Origin of the sequence: Bacillus aerius (genome assembly GCF_029894105.1) — a bacterium.
GTDB lineage: Bacteria > Bacillota > Bacilli > Bacillales > Bacillaceae > Bacillus > Bacillus altitudinis.
Genome location: NZ_JARYHO010000001.1, coordinates 1 through 14765 on the forward strand (window position 1 = coordinate 1; position 14765 = coordinate 14765).

Consider the following 14765-nt stretch of genomic DNA (forward strand, 5'->3'; position numbering starts at 1 on the left):
TGGGACGTTTGGCACCAGATAAATGTGGAAATAATATTGTTAGTTGAGCGATTATCTTGAAAAATCGATCGAAAAAATTTATAGTAAGATTAAAGTCAAATATAGTCAAAGTCAATGGAGGAGGAGGCGGAGTGGCACAAAATATTTCTGATATCATCGAGCAGTATTTGAAGGAAGTCTTGGATCAGAATGGTCGAGAAATATTAGAAATTAAACGCAATGAAATTGCAGATAAGTTTCAATGCGTACCTTCACAAATTAACTATGTTATCAATACACGCTTTACGAGCGAAAGAGGTTATATCGTCGAAAGTAAGCGTGGCGGCGGTGGCTATATCCGTATCATTAAAGTCAAAATGAATGATGAAGTCGATTTATTGAACAACATTATTTCCCAAATATATCATCGTTTATCACAGGCTGCATCTGATCATATCATCATGCGTCTTGTTGAGAACAACATTTTATCCGAAAGAGAAGCAAAGATGATGATTAGTGTCATGGACCGTTCTGTTTTACACATTGATTTACCTGAACGAGATGAACTGCGGGCTCGGATGATGAAAGCGATGTTAAATGCTTTGAAATTAAAGTAAAGCGGGTGAAAAGATTGATTTGTCAAGAATGCAATGAGAGACCAGCCACTTTTCACTTTACGAAAGTAATAAATGGAGAAAAACAAGAAATGCACATATGTGAACAATGTGCAAAAGAAAACAGTGATTCATATGCTATGAGTGGAAACCAAGGTTTCTCGATTCACAACTTATTATCAGGCTTATTGAATATTGATCCTAGCTTTACCACAAGTGCGAATAAAGGATCATCTATTTTTCAAGAGGCAAGAGAAGTGGATCAATGTCCTAAGTGTGGCTTAACTTTTCAGCAATTCAGGAAAACAGGCCGTTTTGGCTGTGCAGAATGTTATCGGACCTTTGATCAGTATTTAAATCCTGTTTTAAGGAAAGTCCATAGTGGAAATACAGTCCATAATGGAAAAGTCCCTAAACGGATTGCCGGCAGTCTGCATGTTCGCCGGAAACTTGAGTTAATGCAGCAAGAACTGAAGCAGCTGATTGAACAGGAAGAGTTTGAAAAAGCAGCGGAAGTTCGAGATCAAATTCGTGCGTTAGAGCATGAGCAATCTCAGCAGAGGGAGGGAGATTAACGACATGTCGCTCCAGCATTTTATTCAAGACGCATTAAGTCAATGGATGAAACAGAAAGGACCAGAAAGTGACATTGTTCTAAGCAGTCGTATTCGGCTGGCACGCAATCTAGAGCATGTTCGTTTCCCAACTCAGTTTTCTCAAGAGGAGGCTGAAGCTGTTCTTCAGCAATTCGAGCAAAAGTTTGCGAGCCAGGAAGTGAAGGACATTGGAAACTTTGTTCTGATTCGAATGAATGACACGCAGCCTTTGGCTAAAAGGGTACTTGTTGAAAAGCATTTGATTAGCCCCAATTTAGCAGAATCAAGATTTGGCGGCTGTTTGCTTTCAGAAAATGAAGAAATCAGTGTCATGCTGAATGAGGAAGACCATATTCGTATTCAATGCTTGTTCCCAGGATTTCAGCTGGCTAATGCACTAAAAGCAGCTAACCAAATAGATGACTGGATTGAAGAGCAAGTGGATTATGCGTTTTCAGAAAAGCGAGGATACTTAACGAGCTGTCCGACCAATGTAGGTACAGGTATTAGGGCTTCAGTCATGATGCACTTACCAGCATTAGCCCTGACAAGACAAATGAATCGCATTATTCCTGCAATTAATCAATTAGGTCTTGTGGTCAGAGGAATTTATGGTGAGGGTAGCGAAGCAATAGGAAACATCTTTCAAATTTCAAATCAAATGACACTGGGTCAATCAGAAGAAGATATTGTAGATGACTTGAATAGTGTGACGGCGCAGCTCATTGAACAAGAGCGATCTGCACGTAAGGCATTATATCAGACGTCTAAAATTGAACTTGAAGACAGAGTGTACCGTTCCTTGGGGATTTTGGCTAATTGTCGCATGATTGAATCTAAGGAAACGGCTAAGTGTTTGTCAGATGTGCGACTTGGAATTGATTTAGGTATCATTAAGGGGCTTTCAAGTAATATACTGAATGAACTCATGATTTTGACACAGCCTGGCTTCCTTCAGCAATATTCAGGAGGAGCCTTGGAACCAAATGAAAGAGATATAAAACGAGCAGCAATTATCAGAGAAAGGCTGCGCTTAGAAATGCATAGGAATGGACAGGAGGATGAAACGATATGATGTTTGGAAGATTCACTGAAAGAGCTCAAAAGGTATTAGCACTTGCACAAGAAGAAGCCATTCGCCTAGGCCATAAGAACATCGGTACAGAGCATATTTTACTTGGTCTTGTACGTGAAGGTGAGGGCATCGCCGCAAAAGCATTAGAAGCACTGGGCCTTGTTTCAGATAAAATCCAAAAAGAAGTCGAGAGCTTGATTGGAAGAGGGCAAGAGGTGTCTCAAGCTATTCCTCATTACACACCTAGAGCGAAGAAGGTTACGGAGCTTTCTATGGATGAAGCGAGAAAGCTTGGTCATTCCTATGTAGGGACAGAACATATTCTTTTAGGTCTTATTCGTGAGGGAGAGGGTGTAGCTGCCCGTGTCTTAAATAACCTCGGAGTGAGCTTAAATAAAGCACGCCAGCAAGTATTGCAGCTTCTAGGCAGCAATGAAACGGGTGCATCTGCGGCAGGATCTAATAGCAATGCCAATACACCAACTTTAGATAGCTTGGCAAGAGACTTAACGGCTATTGCGAAAGAGGACAGCTTGGACCCTGTGATTGGCCGCAGCAAAGAAATTCAGCGTGTCATTGAGGTCCTAAGTAGAAGAACAAAGAATAACCCTGTCTTGATTGGGGAGCCTGGTGTTGGTAAAACAGCGATCGCAGAAGGCCTCGCACAGCAAATTATTCACAACGAAGTGCCTGAAATTCTGCGTGATAAACGAGTCATGACACTTGATATGGGAACCGTTGTAGCGGGAACGAAATATCGTGGTGAATTCGAGGATCGTTTGAAAAAAGTCATGGACGAAATCCGTCAGGCTGGAAATATCATTCTCTTCATTGATGAACTTCATACACTGATTGGTGCAGGTGGAGCAGAGGGTGCGATTGATGCCTCTAATATTCTAAAACCATCTTTAGCACGTGGTGAGCTTCAATGTATCGGGGCAACAACGTTAGATGAGTACCGTAAATATATTGAAAAAGATGCTGCACTTGAACGTCGATTCCAGCCAATTCAAGTGGACCAGCCATCTGTCGATGAAAGTATTCAAATTTTAAGAGGGCTTAGAGACCGTTATGAAGCACATCACCGTGTGTCTATTACAGATGAAGCCATTGAGGCGGCGGTAAAGCTTTCTGATCGTTATATCTCCGATCGTTTCCTTCCAGATAAGGCGATCGACTTAATTGATGAGGCGGGTTCAAAAGTTCGCTTACGTTCTTTCACAACACCGCCTAATCTAAAGGAACTTGAGCAAAAGCTGGATGAAGTACGCAAGGAAAAGGATGCAGCTGTTCAAAGTCAAGAATTTGAAAAAGCCGCTTCTCTTCGTGATACGGAGCAACGTTTGCGTGAAAAGGTAGAAGTGACGAAGAAATCTTGGAAAGAAAAGCAGGGACAAGAGAATTCAGAGGTTTCTGTGGATGATATCGCAATGGTTGTTTCTAGCTGGACGGGAGTACCTGTTTCAAAAATTGCTCAAACAGAAACAGATAAGCTTCTAAACATGGAACAATTGCTCCACTCTCGCGTCATTGGACAGGATGAAGCAGTTGTTGCTGTTGCAAAAGCTGTAAGACGTGCCCGTGCTGGACTAAAAGATCCGAAACGTCCGATAGGCTCCTTTATTTTCCTAGGGCCAACAGGTGTTGGTAAGACTGAGCTTGCAAGAGCACTCGCTGAGTCTATCTTCGGTGATGAAGAAGCGATGATTCGTATTGATATGTCTGAGTACATGGAAAAACACTCGACTTCAAGACTTGTTGGATCACCTCCAGGCTATGTGGGCTATGATGAGGGCGGTCAGCTGACTGAAAAAGTGAGAAGAAAGCCGTATTCTGTCGTGCTTCTAGATGAGATTGAAAAGGCGCACCCTGATGTGTTTAACATCTTACTTCAAGTGTTAGAAGATGGTCGTCTCACTGATTCTAAAGGTCGTACTGTTGACTTTAGAAATACGATTTTGATTATGACTTCAAACGTTGGAGCTAGTGAGCTGAAGCGCAATAAATATGTTGGCTTTAACGTGCAGGATGAAAGTCAAAATTACAAAGATATGAAAGGCAAAGTAATGGGTGAGCTGAAACGTGCGTTTAGACCGGAGTTCATCAACCGTATTGATGAAATTATTGTCTTCCACTCACTCGAAAAGAAACATCTAAAAGAGATTGTGTCTCTCATGTCTGATCAATTGACAAAACGACTAAAAGAGCAGGACCTTTCAATTGAATTGACGGAAGCAGCAAAAGCCAAGATTGCCGACGAAGGCGTAGATCTTGAGTATGGTGCTCGTCCGTTAAGAAGGGCGATTCAAAAGCACGTCGAGGATCGACTTTCTGAGGAATTGCTGAAAGGCAATATTGAAAAGGGCCAACATATCGTATTAGATGTTGAAGATGGAGAAATTGTCGTAAAAGCAACGGCTGCTACGAACTAATATAGTAAGAAAAAAGTGTGAGGCATACCAGTAAGTTGGATGCCTCCCTTTACTTATTTTCTGACCAGTATAAGGAGTTGTATTCTTCAATCTATGGCTAAGTCAAAATCAAAATTTATATGCCAATCGTGCGGTTATGAGTCAGCCAAATGGATGGGGAAATGTCCCGGCTGCGGCACTTGGAACAGTATGACAGAAGAGGTCGTTCGTAAAGAGCCGGCAAATCGTCGAAGTGCGTTTAATCATTCTGTTCAAACCATTCAAAAACCTTCACCTATATCTGCAATTGAAACATCCGAAGAACCCCGAATTAAAACGAATTTAGAAGAATTTAACCGAGTATTAGGAAGTGGAATTGTCAAAGGTTCACTCGTTCTTATTGGCGGTGATCCTGGGATTGGGAAGTCCACACTATTATTACAAGTTTCAGCACAGCTATCAGATCAAAATCAGAATGTGTTATATATATCTGGTGAGGAATCAATCAAACAAACGAAGCTTAGGGCGGACCGTCTCGGTATTGAAAGTGCCTCTTTACATGTTTTGGCTGAAACCGATATGGAGTATATAACGTCTGCTATACAAGAGATGAAACCCGCTTTTGTTGTGGTCGATTCAATTCAAACCGTTTATCAAAGCGATATAACGTCAGCTCCTGGATCTGTTTCTCAGGTGAGGGAATGCACTGCCCAGCTGATGAAAATTGCCAAGACGAATGGTATTCCTATTTTTATCGTTGGTCACGTGACGAAGGAAGGCTCGATTGCTGGGCCGCGCCTTTTAGAGCATATGGTAGATACAGTTCTTTATTTTGAAGGGGAGCGTCACCATACGTTTCGTATTTTAAGGGCAGTGAAAAACCGTTTTGGTTCAACGAATGAATTAGGAATTTTTGAAATGAGAGAGGAAGGGCTCACAGAGGTATTAAACCCATCAGAAATCTTCTTAGAAGAGCGGTCAGCAGGTGTATCTGGATCGTGTGTTGTTGCCTCAATGGAAGGAACAAGACCTGTTCTAGTGGAGATACAAGCACTTATTTCACCGACGAGCTTTGGGAATCCACGGAGAATGGCTACTGGCCTTGATCATAACCGAGTGTCATTGCTTATGGCCGTTTTAGAAAAACGGGTAGGGCTGCTACTGCAAAACCAAGATGCCTACTTAAAGGTCGCAGGTGGTGTGAAACTTGATGAACCAGCGATTGACTTGGCTATTGCCGTCAGTATTGCATCAAGCTTTAAAGATGCAGCGCCGCATCAAGCAGATTGCTTTATAGGAGAAGTGGGTCTGACGGGAGAAGTCAGAAGAGTATCAAGAATTGAACAGCGTGTGCAGGAAGCTGCTAAACTAGGATTTAAGCGAATGTTTATTCCTCAGGCGAATATAGATGGATGGAAAAAACCGAGAGGGATTGAGTTAGTCGGTGTAGAAAATGTAGCAGAGGCACTTCGTATTTCACTAGGGGGATCATAGAAATGGAAAAAGAGAAAAAAGGAGCGAGAGAAGTCGATCTCTTAGATATTGTCCAGTTTGTGGCACCAGGGACACCCCTGCGGGCAGGGATTGAAAACGTCCTAAGAGCCAATACTGGAGGGCTCATTGTTGTTGGTTATAACGATAAAGTGAAAAGTGTGGTAGATGGAGGATTTCATATTAATTCTGCTTTCTCCCCAGCACATTTATATGAATTGGCGAAAATGGATGGGGCGATTATTTTAAGTGACTCTGGTCAAAAAATCTTGTATGCGAATACACAGCTCATGCCGGATGCAACCATTCATTCATCAGAAACAGGCATGAGACACCGAACGGCTGAACGTGTAGCAAAGCAGACAGGTTGCTTAATCATTGCTATTTCTGAACGTCGGAACGTCATTACCTTATACCAAGGGAATCGACGATATACGCTGAAAGATATTGGTTTTATTTTGACGAAGGCCAACCAAGCGATACAAACACTTGAGAAATATAAAACCATTTTAGATCACGCCATTTCTGCGTTAAGCGCCTTAGAATTTGAAGAGCTTGTGACCTTTGGTGATGTATTATCCGTGCTACATCGTTATGAAATGGTACTTAGAATCAAAAATGAAATCAATATGTATATCAAAGAGCTTGGGACAGAAGGACACTTGATCCGTCTGCAAGTCAATGAGCTGATTACAGATATGGAGCAGGAAGCGGCGTTATTTATTAAAGATTACGTGAAAGAAAAGATCAAAGATCCATATGTGCTGCTGAAACAGCTCCAAGATATGTCGAGCTTTGAACTTTTAGATGACTCCATTTTGTACAAGTTACTTGGCTATCCAGCATCTACAAATATTGACGAATATGTGTACACTAGAGGATACAGATTACTTCATAAAATCCCTAGACTGCCTATGCCAATCGTTGAAAACGTGGTCGAAGCATTTGGTGTGCTAGATCGAATTATGGAAGCAGATGTACAAGATTTGGATGAAGTAGAAGGAATTGGAGAAGTAAGAGCGAAAAAGATAAAAAAAGGATTAAAAAGACTGCAAGAAAAACATTATATCGACCGTCAGCTATAAAAAGAGAAATTTTTCTTAAATACGGTTAAAAATGGATGAATATGGGTATATTAATGATGGTTTTGTTTTCTGTTCATGATGATAGGAAACTTAAGCATATATCAATGTCAGATGAAGGTGGATTGACAGATGAAAAATAAAGGAGGTGAAGGTATGTTAAAAAGAATCGTTCAGGCGTTTTTTATCATTTTCGGTGCAGTTGTAGGGATTTTTATCATTCCAGAGTTATTTCTGCTGTTAAATTTGAAGGACATACCTTTCATAACAAATGCTTACTCTTCAGCACTAATAGGAGCCGCTGTGTTCTTTATCATTGGTAAATGGTGCACAGGCTATGTGGTTAATTGGGTGAAATGGATCGAGGATTCTCTATTGAAGGCGCCTCTTCCTGATCTTATATCTGGAAGTTTCGGTTTAGTATTTGGACTTATTCTAGCATATCTTATTGTAAACGTGATCCCGCTAAACAATATCCCATATCATATTTTTGGTACCATTATTCCGATTTTCCTGGCTTTCTTTTTAGGATACCTTGGATTTCAGGTAGGGTTTAAGAAGAAGGATGAAATGATGGGGCTGTTCTCCCGATCTGCAAAGGTCACAAAGAAAAAAGGAGCAGCTGATGATGAACCTGAAATAGAAGATAAAAAGCTGAAAATTTTAGACACAAGTGTTATCATTGATGGAAGAATTGCAGATATTTGTCAAACTGGATTCCTAGAAGGTGTGATGGTCATTCCTCAATTTGTACTCGAGGAATTACAGCATATTGCAGACTCTTCTGATGTATTAAAGAGAAATAGAGGCCGAAGAGGTCTTGATATTTTAAATCGTATCCAAAAAGAACTGGATATTAAAGTTGAAATTTACGAAGGTGACTTTGAAGATATTCAAGAGGTTGACAGCAAGCTTGTGAAACTCGCTAAGTTAACTTCAGGTGTTGTTGTGACAAATGATTTTAATTTAAATAAAGTATGCGAACTTCAAAAAGTAGCAGTGTTAAACATCAATGATCTAGCCAATGCAGTCAAACCGGTTGTGCTGCCTGGGGAAGAAATGAAGGTACAGGTCATTAAAGATGGGAAAGAGCATAACCAAGGTGTTGCTTACTTAGATGACGGTACGATGATTGTGGTCGAAGAAGGACGCAATTATATTGGAAAAGACATTGATGTGCTCGTCACGAGTGTGCTGCAAACTGCTGCTGGAAGAATGATTTTTGCGAAGCCAAAACTTCTGGAGAAGGCGCTCTAAAGGGAGAACGAACATGTATTATGAAGTAGTTATTCCGGCTGCGGGGCAGGGGAAGCGAATGAAGGCCGGCCGCAATAAACTTTTTATTGAATTGAAAAGAATGCCGGTCATCATCCACACACTGAAGGTGTTTGACGCTCATTCGCAATGCAGACGCATGATCTTAGCGATCAATGAAGAAGAGCGTCGTGACTTTGAAAGGCTACTGAAGGTACACGCTTTTCAAACGCCTGTTTCACTTGTCACTGGCGGTGAAGAACGGCAGCAAAGTGTATACGAAGGATTGAAGGCTGTGCAAGATGCGGACATCGTGCTTGTTCATGATGGCGCAAGGCCTTTTATTAAGCATACACAGATTGACTTGCTCGTTAAAGCAGCGATTGAAAAAGGCTCCGCAGTCGTAGCGGTACCAGTGAAAGACACAATCAAACGCGTTCAAGAAGGCAAAGTGGAACAAACCATTGAACGTCAGAGCTTGTGGGCAGTCCAGACCCCACAAGCTTTTCGTCATTCTATTTTAAAAGAAGCGCATGAACATGCGGAGCGGACAGGCTTTCTTGGAACAGATGACGCCAGTCTTGTGGAACAATTACACGGTGAGAGTGTGTATATTGTCCAAGGAGACTATACCAATATTAAACTGACAACACCGGATGATTTATTGGTTGCCAAGGCAATTATGGATGCGGAAAGAGGGTACTAGAACATGTTTAGAATAGGACAAGGTTTTGATGTGCATCAATTAACAGAGGGAAGACCTCTTATTATTGGCGGTGTGACGATCCCTTATGAAAAGGGTCTACTTGGGCATTCAGATGCGGATGTACTGCTTCATACTGTGGCGGATGCCTGCCTAGGTGCGATTGCAGAAGGAGATATCGGCAGACATTTCCCAGACACGGATCCGGAGTTTAAAGATGCAGACTCTTTTAAATTACTTCAACACGTGTGGGCACTTGTAAAAGAAAAAGGCTATACACTGGTGAATATCGATTGCACGATCATGGCGCAAAAACCAAAGATGGCACCATACATTCAGCCAATGTGTGAGAAAATCGCAGAAGCCCTTGAGGCAGATGTCACACAGGTGAATGTCAAAGCAACAACAACAGAGAAACTTGGATTTACAGGAAGAGGCGAAGGAATTGCCTCTCAAGCAACCGTACTTCTTCAGAAAAAGTAAAATCCGTTTTGATGAGAATGGGTTTTGATGATAAAATACGTTTATAAAAAATTGGTGTCAGACAACATGATGCAGATGAAAGGAAGTTAAACTCATGGGAAATGAAGTGCGTGTTCGTTATGCACCGAGTCCAACTGGTCATTTACATATTGGGAATGCTAGAACGGCTCTTTTCAACTATTTGTTCGCACGCAGTCAAGGCGGCAAATTTATTATTCGAATCGAGGATACGGATCAAAAGCGTAATGTAGAAGGCGGAGAAGAAAGCCAGCTTCGCCACCTGCAATGGCTCGGGATTGATTGGGACGAGAGCATTGATAAAGATGGCGGCTACGGTCCTTACAGACAATCAGAGCGTAATGATATTTACAAAAAATATTATGACGAGCTGCTAGAGAAAGATTTGGCGTATAAGTGCTATTGTACGGCTGAAGAACTAGAAGAAGAGCGAGAAGCACAAATTGCCCGCAGTGAAATGCCTCGATATTCTGGTAAATGCAGTCATTTATCAAAAGAAGAAGAGGACAAGCTGATTGCTGAAGGAAGAGAGCCAAGCATCCGCTTCCGAGTGCCTAAAGGAGAAATCATTAAATTTGACGATATGGTCAAAGGCGAGATTTCATTTGAAACAGACGGCATCGGTGACTTTGTTATTGTGAAGAAAGATGGTACGCCAACGTATAACTTCGCTGTAGCGGTGGATGATCATTTGATGAAAATGACTCACATTCTTCGCGGTGAGGATCACATCTCGAATACACCTAAACAAATTATGGTCTTCAATGCATTTGGCTGGGATGTTCCGCTGTTCGGACATATGACGCTGATTGTAAACGAGAACCGCAAGAAATTAAGCAAGCGTGATGAATCAATTATCCAGTTCATCGAACAGTATAAGAACTTGGGCTATTTACCAGAAGCTTTGTTTAACTTCATTGCACTGCTCGGATGGTCTCCAGTTGGTGAAGAGGAACTATTTACAAAAGAGCAGTTCATTGATATTTTCGATGTCAATCGACTTTCTAAGTCACCAGCTCTCTTCGATATGCATAAACTAAAATGGGTGAATAACCAATACGTAAAAGCACTTGATCTTGATCAAGTTGTGGCACTTACACTTCCACATCTTCAAAAGGCAGGCAAGGTAAGTGAGCAGCTGACAGAAGAAGAAAACACGTGGGTGCGCAAACTCATTTCTCTATACCACGAGCAATTGAGCTACGGAGCAGAAATTGTTGAGTTAACAGAGTTGTTCTTTAAGGAACAAATTGAGTATAATCAAGAGGCAAAGGAAGTTCTTGCAGAAGAGCAAGTACCAGAAGTGATGGCTTCGTTTGCAGGTCAGCTTGAACGTCTTGAGTCTTTCACACCAGATGAAATCAAAGCTGCCATTAAAGCGGTACAAAAAGAAACAGGGCATAAAGGTAAGAAACTATTCATGCCAATTCGTGTGGCTGTCACTGGACAAACGCATGGCCCAGAACTTCCGCAAAGTATTGAACTACTAGGTAAAGAGACGGTATTAAACCGCATTAAACAAATATAAGGAAAATCGTTGCGAGGGAGAAGTACAATGTTATCGTCCATCACAGAAAGAGTCTTCACCGGCTGAAAGAGACTTATGGGCAGACGTTGGAAATGCACCCTCAAGACCCTTGAGGAACACGTATGTTAGTATGCAAGGGCGGTACCCTCCGTTATGGGATGAAGTTGAGAAGGCTGCGAAATGAGGGCTTTCTAAACAGAGTGGAACCGCGTTTTCAAAACGTCTCTGTCATATGGCAGAGGCGTTTTTTATTTGTCCAAAAAAGAGAGCAAGTCCTAAGAGAGATTGATGGGGAAGAACGGGGGGAGCATGTGTTTTTCAAAATGCTGAAAGAAGATATTGATACTGTGTTTGATCAAGATCCTGCTGCTAGAAGCTATCTTGAAGTAGTGCTAACCTATTCAGGGCTTCATGCGATTTGGGCTCATCGTGTTGCGCATGCATTTTACAAGCGTAAGCTGTATTTTCTTGCGCGGATCATTTCTCAGGTCAGCCGGTTTTTCACAGGGGTTGAGATTCACCCAGCAGCAACCATCGGCCGGCGGTTCTTTATTGATCACGGCATGGGCGTCGTGATTGGGGAAACATGTGAAATTGGCGATAACGTCACTGTTTTCCAAGGCGTGACATTAGGGGGAACAGGGAAAGAAAAGGGAAAGCGGCATCCAACTATTTTGGACGATGCCTTGATTGCGACTGGTGCTAAGGTGCTCGGTTCCATTACCGTAGGAAAAGGGTCCAAGATTGGTGCGGGGTCTGTTGTGTTAAAAGACGTACCAGACCATTCCACTGTTGTAGGTATACCTGGGCGAGTGGTCGTTCAAAATGGAAAGAAAATCAATCGTGATCTCAATCATCAAGATTTGCCAGATCCAGTTTCTGATCGTTTCAAAGAATTGGAGCGAGAAATGGAAAAGCTAAAACGTGAGCTGGCTTCATTGAGCAGAAAGGAAGAACAATCATGACAATCAATATTTATAATACATTGACACGTAAAAAAGAAGAGTTTGTCCCACTTGAACCAGGAAAGGTGAAAATGTATGTATGCGGACCAACCGTGTATAACTACATTCATATCGGGAATGCAAGACCGGCCATTGTATATGACACGGTACGTAAGTATTTAGAATATAGCGGCTATGATGTGAATTTCGTATCCAACTTTACTGATGTGGATGATAAACTCATCAAAGCAGCAAATGAATTAGGCGAGGATGTCCCAACGATTGCTGATCGGTTTATCCAAGCATACTTTGAGGACGTCAGTGCATTAGGCTGCAAAAAAGCAGACCTTCACCCGCGAGTGACAGAAAATATGGATGATATCATTGCGTTTATCGCCACATTGATTGAAAAAGGCTACGCCTATGAAGCAGATGGTGACGTGTATTACAGCACACGCTCATTTGAAGGCTACGGAAAACTGTCTCACCAATCGATTGATGAATTAAAGACAGGTGCCCGTATTCGTGTAGGTGAAAAGAAAAGGGATGCACTCGACTTTGCATTATGGAAGGCCGCAAAGGATCAGGAGATTTCTTGGGACAGTCCGTGGGGTGAAGGGCGTCCAGGCTGGCACATCGAGTGCTCTGCGATGGTCAAAAAGTATTTAGGCGATACGATTGACATTCATGCTGGCGGACAGGATTTAACGTTCCCTCATCACGAGAATGAGATCGCTCAATCTGAGGCTTTGACAGGAAAACCTTTTGCGAAGTATTGGATGCATAACGGGTATATTAATATTGAGAATGAAAAAATGTCAAAATCACTTGGGAACTTTGTGCTCGTACATGACATTATTAAAGAACAAGATCCAGATGTGCTTCGTTTCTTTATGCTGTCGGTTCACTATCGTCATCCAATCAATTACTCCATTGACTTATTGGAAAGTACAAAGAGTGCATTTAACAGACTCAAAACATCTTATTCAAATCTACATCATCGCCTTGAGAGCAGTACCAATTTAACAGAGGATAACACTGAATGGTTGACAAAGATTGAAGAGCAGCGTGCGACATTTATTTCTGAAATGAATGATGACTTCAATACGGCAAATGCCATCTCTGTTTTATTTGAACTAGCGAAACAAGCGAATTACTATATGGAAAATGATCATACTTCTGAGGAAGTGATCAAGGCATTTATTGGTTTGTTCCAAGAAATCACATCCGTCCTCGGCTTCTCACTAGAAGAAAAGCACACGCTTGACGAAGAGGTAGAAGCATTAATTGAGAAGCGGAATGAAGCTAGAAGGAATCGTGACTTCGCATTGTCTGATCAAATTCGTGACCAGTTAAAGAGCATGAATATTGTATTGGAGGACACTCCTCAAGGTACGCGCTGGAAAAGAGGAGAATAGGTCATGTTGAATTTTGAAAAGCTGAAAGACGGAAAACAGTTGAACGGACTTGCACTTGCTTATATGGGTGATGCCATTTTTGAAGTATACGTGAGGCATCACCTCCTCCAAACGGGGGCGACCAAACCAAATGAGCTTCATAAACGTGCAAGTAAGATCGTTTCAGCTAAATCTCAGGCCGCTATTTTATTTGAACTTCAGCAGAAGGGCTTTTTCACAGAAGCGGAAGAAGCGGTGCTGAAAAGAGGAAGAAATGCAAAATCAGGCACAGTGCCTAAAAACACAGACGTTCAAACGTATCGTTATAGTACAGCGTTTGAAGCGCTCATGGGTTATTTATTTATTGAGAAGCAGGACGAACGCTTAGAAGAGTTGATTAGTCAGGCGATTGAAATCGGAACGTCAGGGAGGAAGACAAATGAGTCAGCAACATGATTATGTGATTGGGAAAAATGCAGTGATTGAAACACTGAAGTCAGATCGGGAGTTATACAAGCTCTGGATGGCAGAAAACACTGTAAAAGGACAAGCCCAGCAGGTCATTGAACTCGCGAAAAAGCAAAATATCACCATTCAGTATGTTCCGAGGAAAAAGCTTGATCAGATGGTAACAGGTCAGCACCAGGGAATCGTTGCACAAGTAGCAGCATATGAATATGCAGAATTGGACGATCTGTATCAAATTGCTGAAAAGCGGAATGAACAACCATTTTTCATCATCTTAGATGAAATTGAAGATCCGCACAATTTAGGGTCGATCATGCGTACGGCCGATGCTGTTGGTGCACATGGAATCGTCATTCCAAAACGACGAGCGGTAGGCTTGACGACAACTGTTGCGAAAGCATCTACTGGAGCCATTGAACATATCCCGGTCGCAAAAGTAACCAATCTTTCCAGAGCTCTTGATGAAATGAAAGAAAGAGGAATCTGGGTCGCAGGAACAGATGCATCTGCGAAGCAGGACTACAGACAATTTGATGGCACGATGCCTCTCGCTCTTGTCATTGGCAGTGAAGGAAAAGGAATTGGCCGATTGATTAAGGAAAAATGTGATTTCTTGATTAAATTGCCAATGGCCGGGAAGGTCACTTCATTAAATGCATCAGTTGCCGCTAGTCTATTGATGTATGAAGTGTATCGAAAACGTTATCCGTTAGGAGAATAGA

At 41.9% G+C, this 14765-nt stretch carries 14 protein-coding genes and 1 other annotated feature; all 14 genes read left to right on the top strand.

The genetic code is table 11. The features are described 5' to 3' along the window. The first annotated feature begins 131 nt into the window (after positions 1 to 131). The 14 genes from M2353_RS00005 to rlmB all read left to right on the top strand — a co-directional run bounded on the left by M2353_RS00005 (position 132) and on the right by rlmB (position 14764). Positions 132 to 596: a CtsR family transcriptional regulator gene (locus M2353_RS00005; protein ID WP_003217184.1), complete on the top strand. Its 465-nt coding sequence runs from the start codon at positions 132 to 134 to the stop codon at positions 594 to 596. A 14-nt stretch (positions 597 to 610) separates the two neighbouring features. Continuing rightward, entirely contained in the window at positions 611 to 1168 is a 558-nt protein-coding gene (gene mcsA, locus M2353_RS00010) for a protein-arginine kinase activator protein McsA (protein ID WP_007496258.1), read from the top strand. A gap of 4 nt (positions 1169 to 1172) precedes the next feature. Beyond that, entirely contained in the window at positions 1173 to 2264 is a 1092-nt protein-coding gene (gene mcsB / locus M2353_RS00015; RefSeq protein WP_008345444.1) for a protein-arginine kinase McsB, read from the top strand. Further along, positions 2261 to 4696, top strand: coding sequence for an ATP-dependent protease ATP-binding subunit ClpC (clpC, locus tag M2353_RS00020; RefSeq protein WP_007496263.1), 2436 nt, complete (start codon positions 2261 to 2263; stop codon positions 4694 to 4696). Before mcsB ends, clpC begins: the two co-directional genes overlap by 4 nt. A gap of 93 nt (positions 4697 to 4789) precedes the next feature. Next, positions 4790 to 6169, top strand: a complete 1380-nt coding sequence (gene radA / locus M2353_RS00025) for a DNA repair protein RadA (RefSeq protein WP_017359160.1) — start codon at positions 4790 to 4792, stop codon at positions 6167 to 6169. Between the two features lie 2 nt (positions 6170 to 6171). Continuing rightward, positions 6172 to 7251, top strand: coding sequence for a DNA integrity scanning diadenylate cyclase DisA (gene disA / locus M2353_RS00030; protein ID WP_007496267.1), 1080 nt, complete (start codon positions 6172 to 6174; stop codon positions 7249 to 7251). A gap of 153 nt (positions 7252 to 7404) precedes the next feature. Beyond that, the gene (locus tag M2353_RS00035) at positions 7405 to 8505 is read left to right on the top strand and encodes a PIN/TRAM domain-containing protein (RefSeq protein ID WP_047946821.1); all 1101 of its coding nucleotides are present in this window, start codon (positions 7405 to 7407) and stop codon (positions 8503 to 8505) included. A gap of 13 nt (positions 8506 to 8518) precedes the next feature. Further along, positions 8519 to 9208 carry a 2-C-methyl-D-erythritol 4-phosphate cytidylyltransferase gene (gene ispD / locus M2353_RS00040; RefSeq protein ID WP_008345432.1) on the top strand — a complete coding sequence of 230 codons (690 nt, stop codon included), beginning with the start codon at positions 8519 to 8521 and terminating at the stop codon, positions 9206 to 9208. A gap of 3 nt (positions 9209 to 9211) precedes the next feature. After that, complete coding sequence (gene ispF, locus M2353_RS00045) at positions 9212 to 9688, top strand: 2-C-methyl-D-erythritol 2,4-cyclodiphosphate synthase (protein ID WP_007496273.1); 477 nt, start codon at positions 9212 to 9214, stop codon at positions 9686 to 9688. A gap of 94 nt (positions 9689 to 9782) precedes the next feature. Continuing rightward, positions 9783 to 11234: a glutamate--tRNA ligase gene (gene gltX / locus M2353_RS00050; protein WP_007496275.1), complete on the top strand. Its 1452-nt coding sequence runs from the start codon at positions 9783 to 9785 to the stop codon at positions 11232 to 11234. Beyond that, positions 11235 to 11464: a binding site (T-box leader), on the top strand. Between the two features lie 81 nt (positions 11465 to 11545). Beyond that, complete coding sequence (cysE, locus tag M2353_RS00055; RefSeq protein WP_017366453.1) at positions 11546 to 12199, top strand: serine O-acetyltransferase; 654 nt, start codon at positions 11546 to 11548, stop codon at positions 12197 to 12199. Then, positions 12196 to 13596 carry a cysteine--tRNA ligase gene (gene cysS / locus M2353_RS00060; RefSeq protein ID WP_008345429.1) on the top strand — a complete coding sequence of 467 codons (1401 nt, stop codon included), beginning with the start codon at positions 12196 to 12198 and terminating at the stop codon, positions 13594 to 13596. Before cysE ends, cysS begins: the two co-directional genes overlap by 4 nt. Positions 13597 to 13599: 3 nt before the next feature. Continuing rightward, a complete protein-coding gene (locus M2353_RS00065) occupies positions 13600 to 14031 on the top strand; it encodes a Mini-ribonuclease 3 (RefSeq protein ID WP_008345428.1) in 432 nt (143 codons plus the stop codon). Continuing rightward, a complete protein-coding gene (rlmB, locus tag M2353_RS00070; protein WP_017359163.1) occupies positions 14015 to 14764 on the top strand; it encodes a 23S rRNA (guanosine(2251)-2'-O)-methyltransferase RlmB in 750 nt (249 codons plus the stop codon). The genes M2353_RS00065 and rlmB overlap by 17 nt, the downstream gene beginning before the upstream one ends. Position 14765 lies beyond the last annotated feature (1 nt).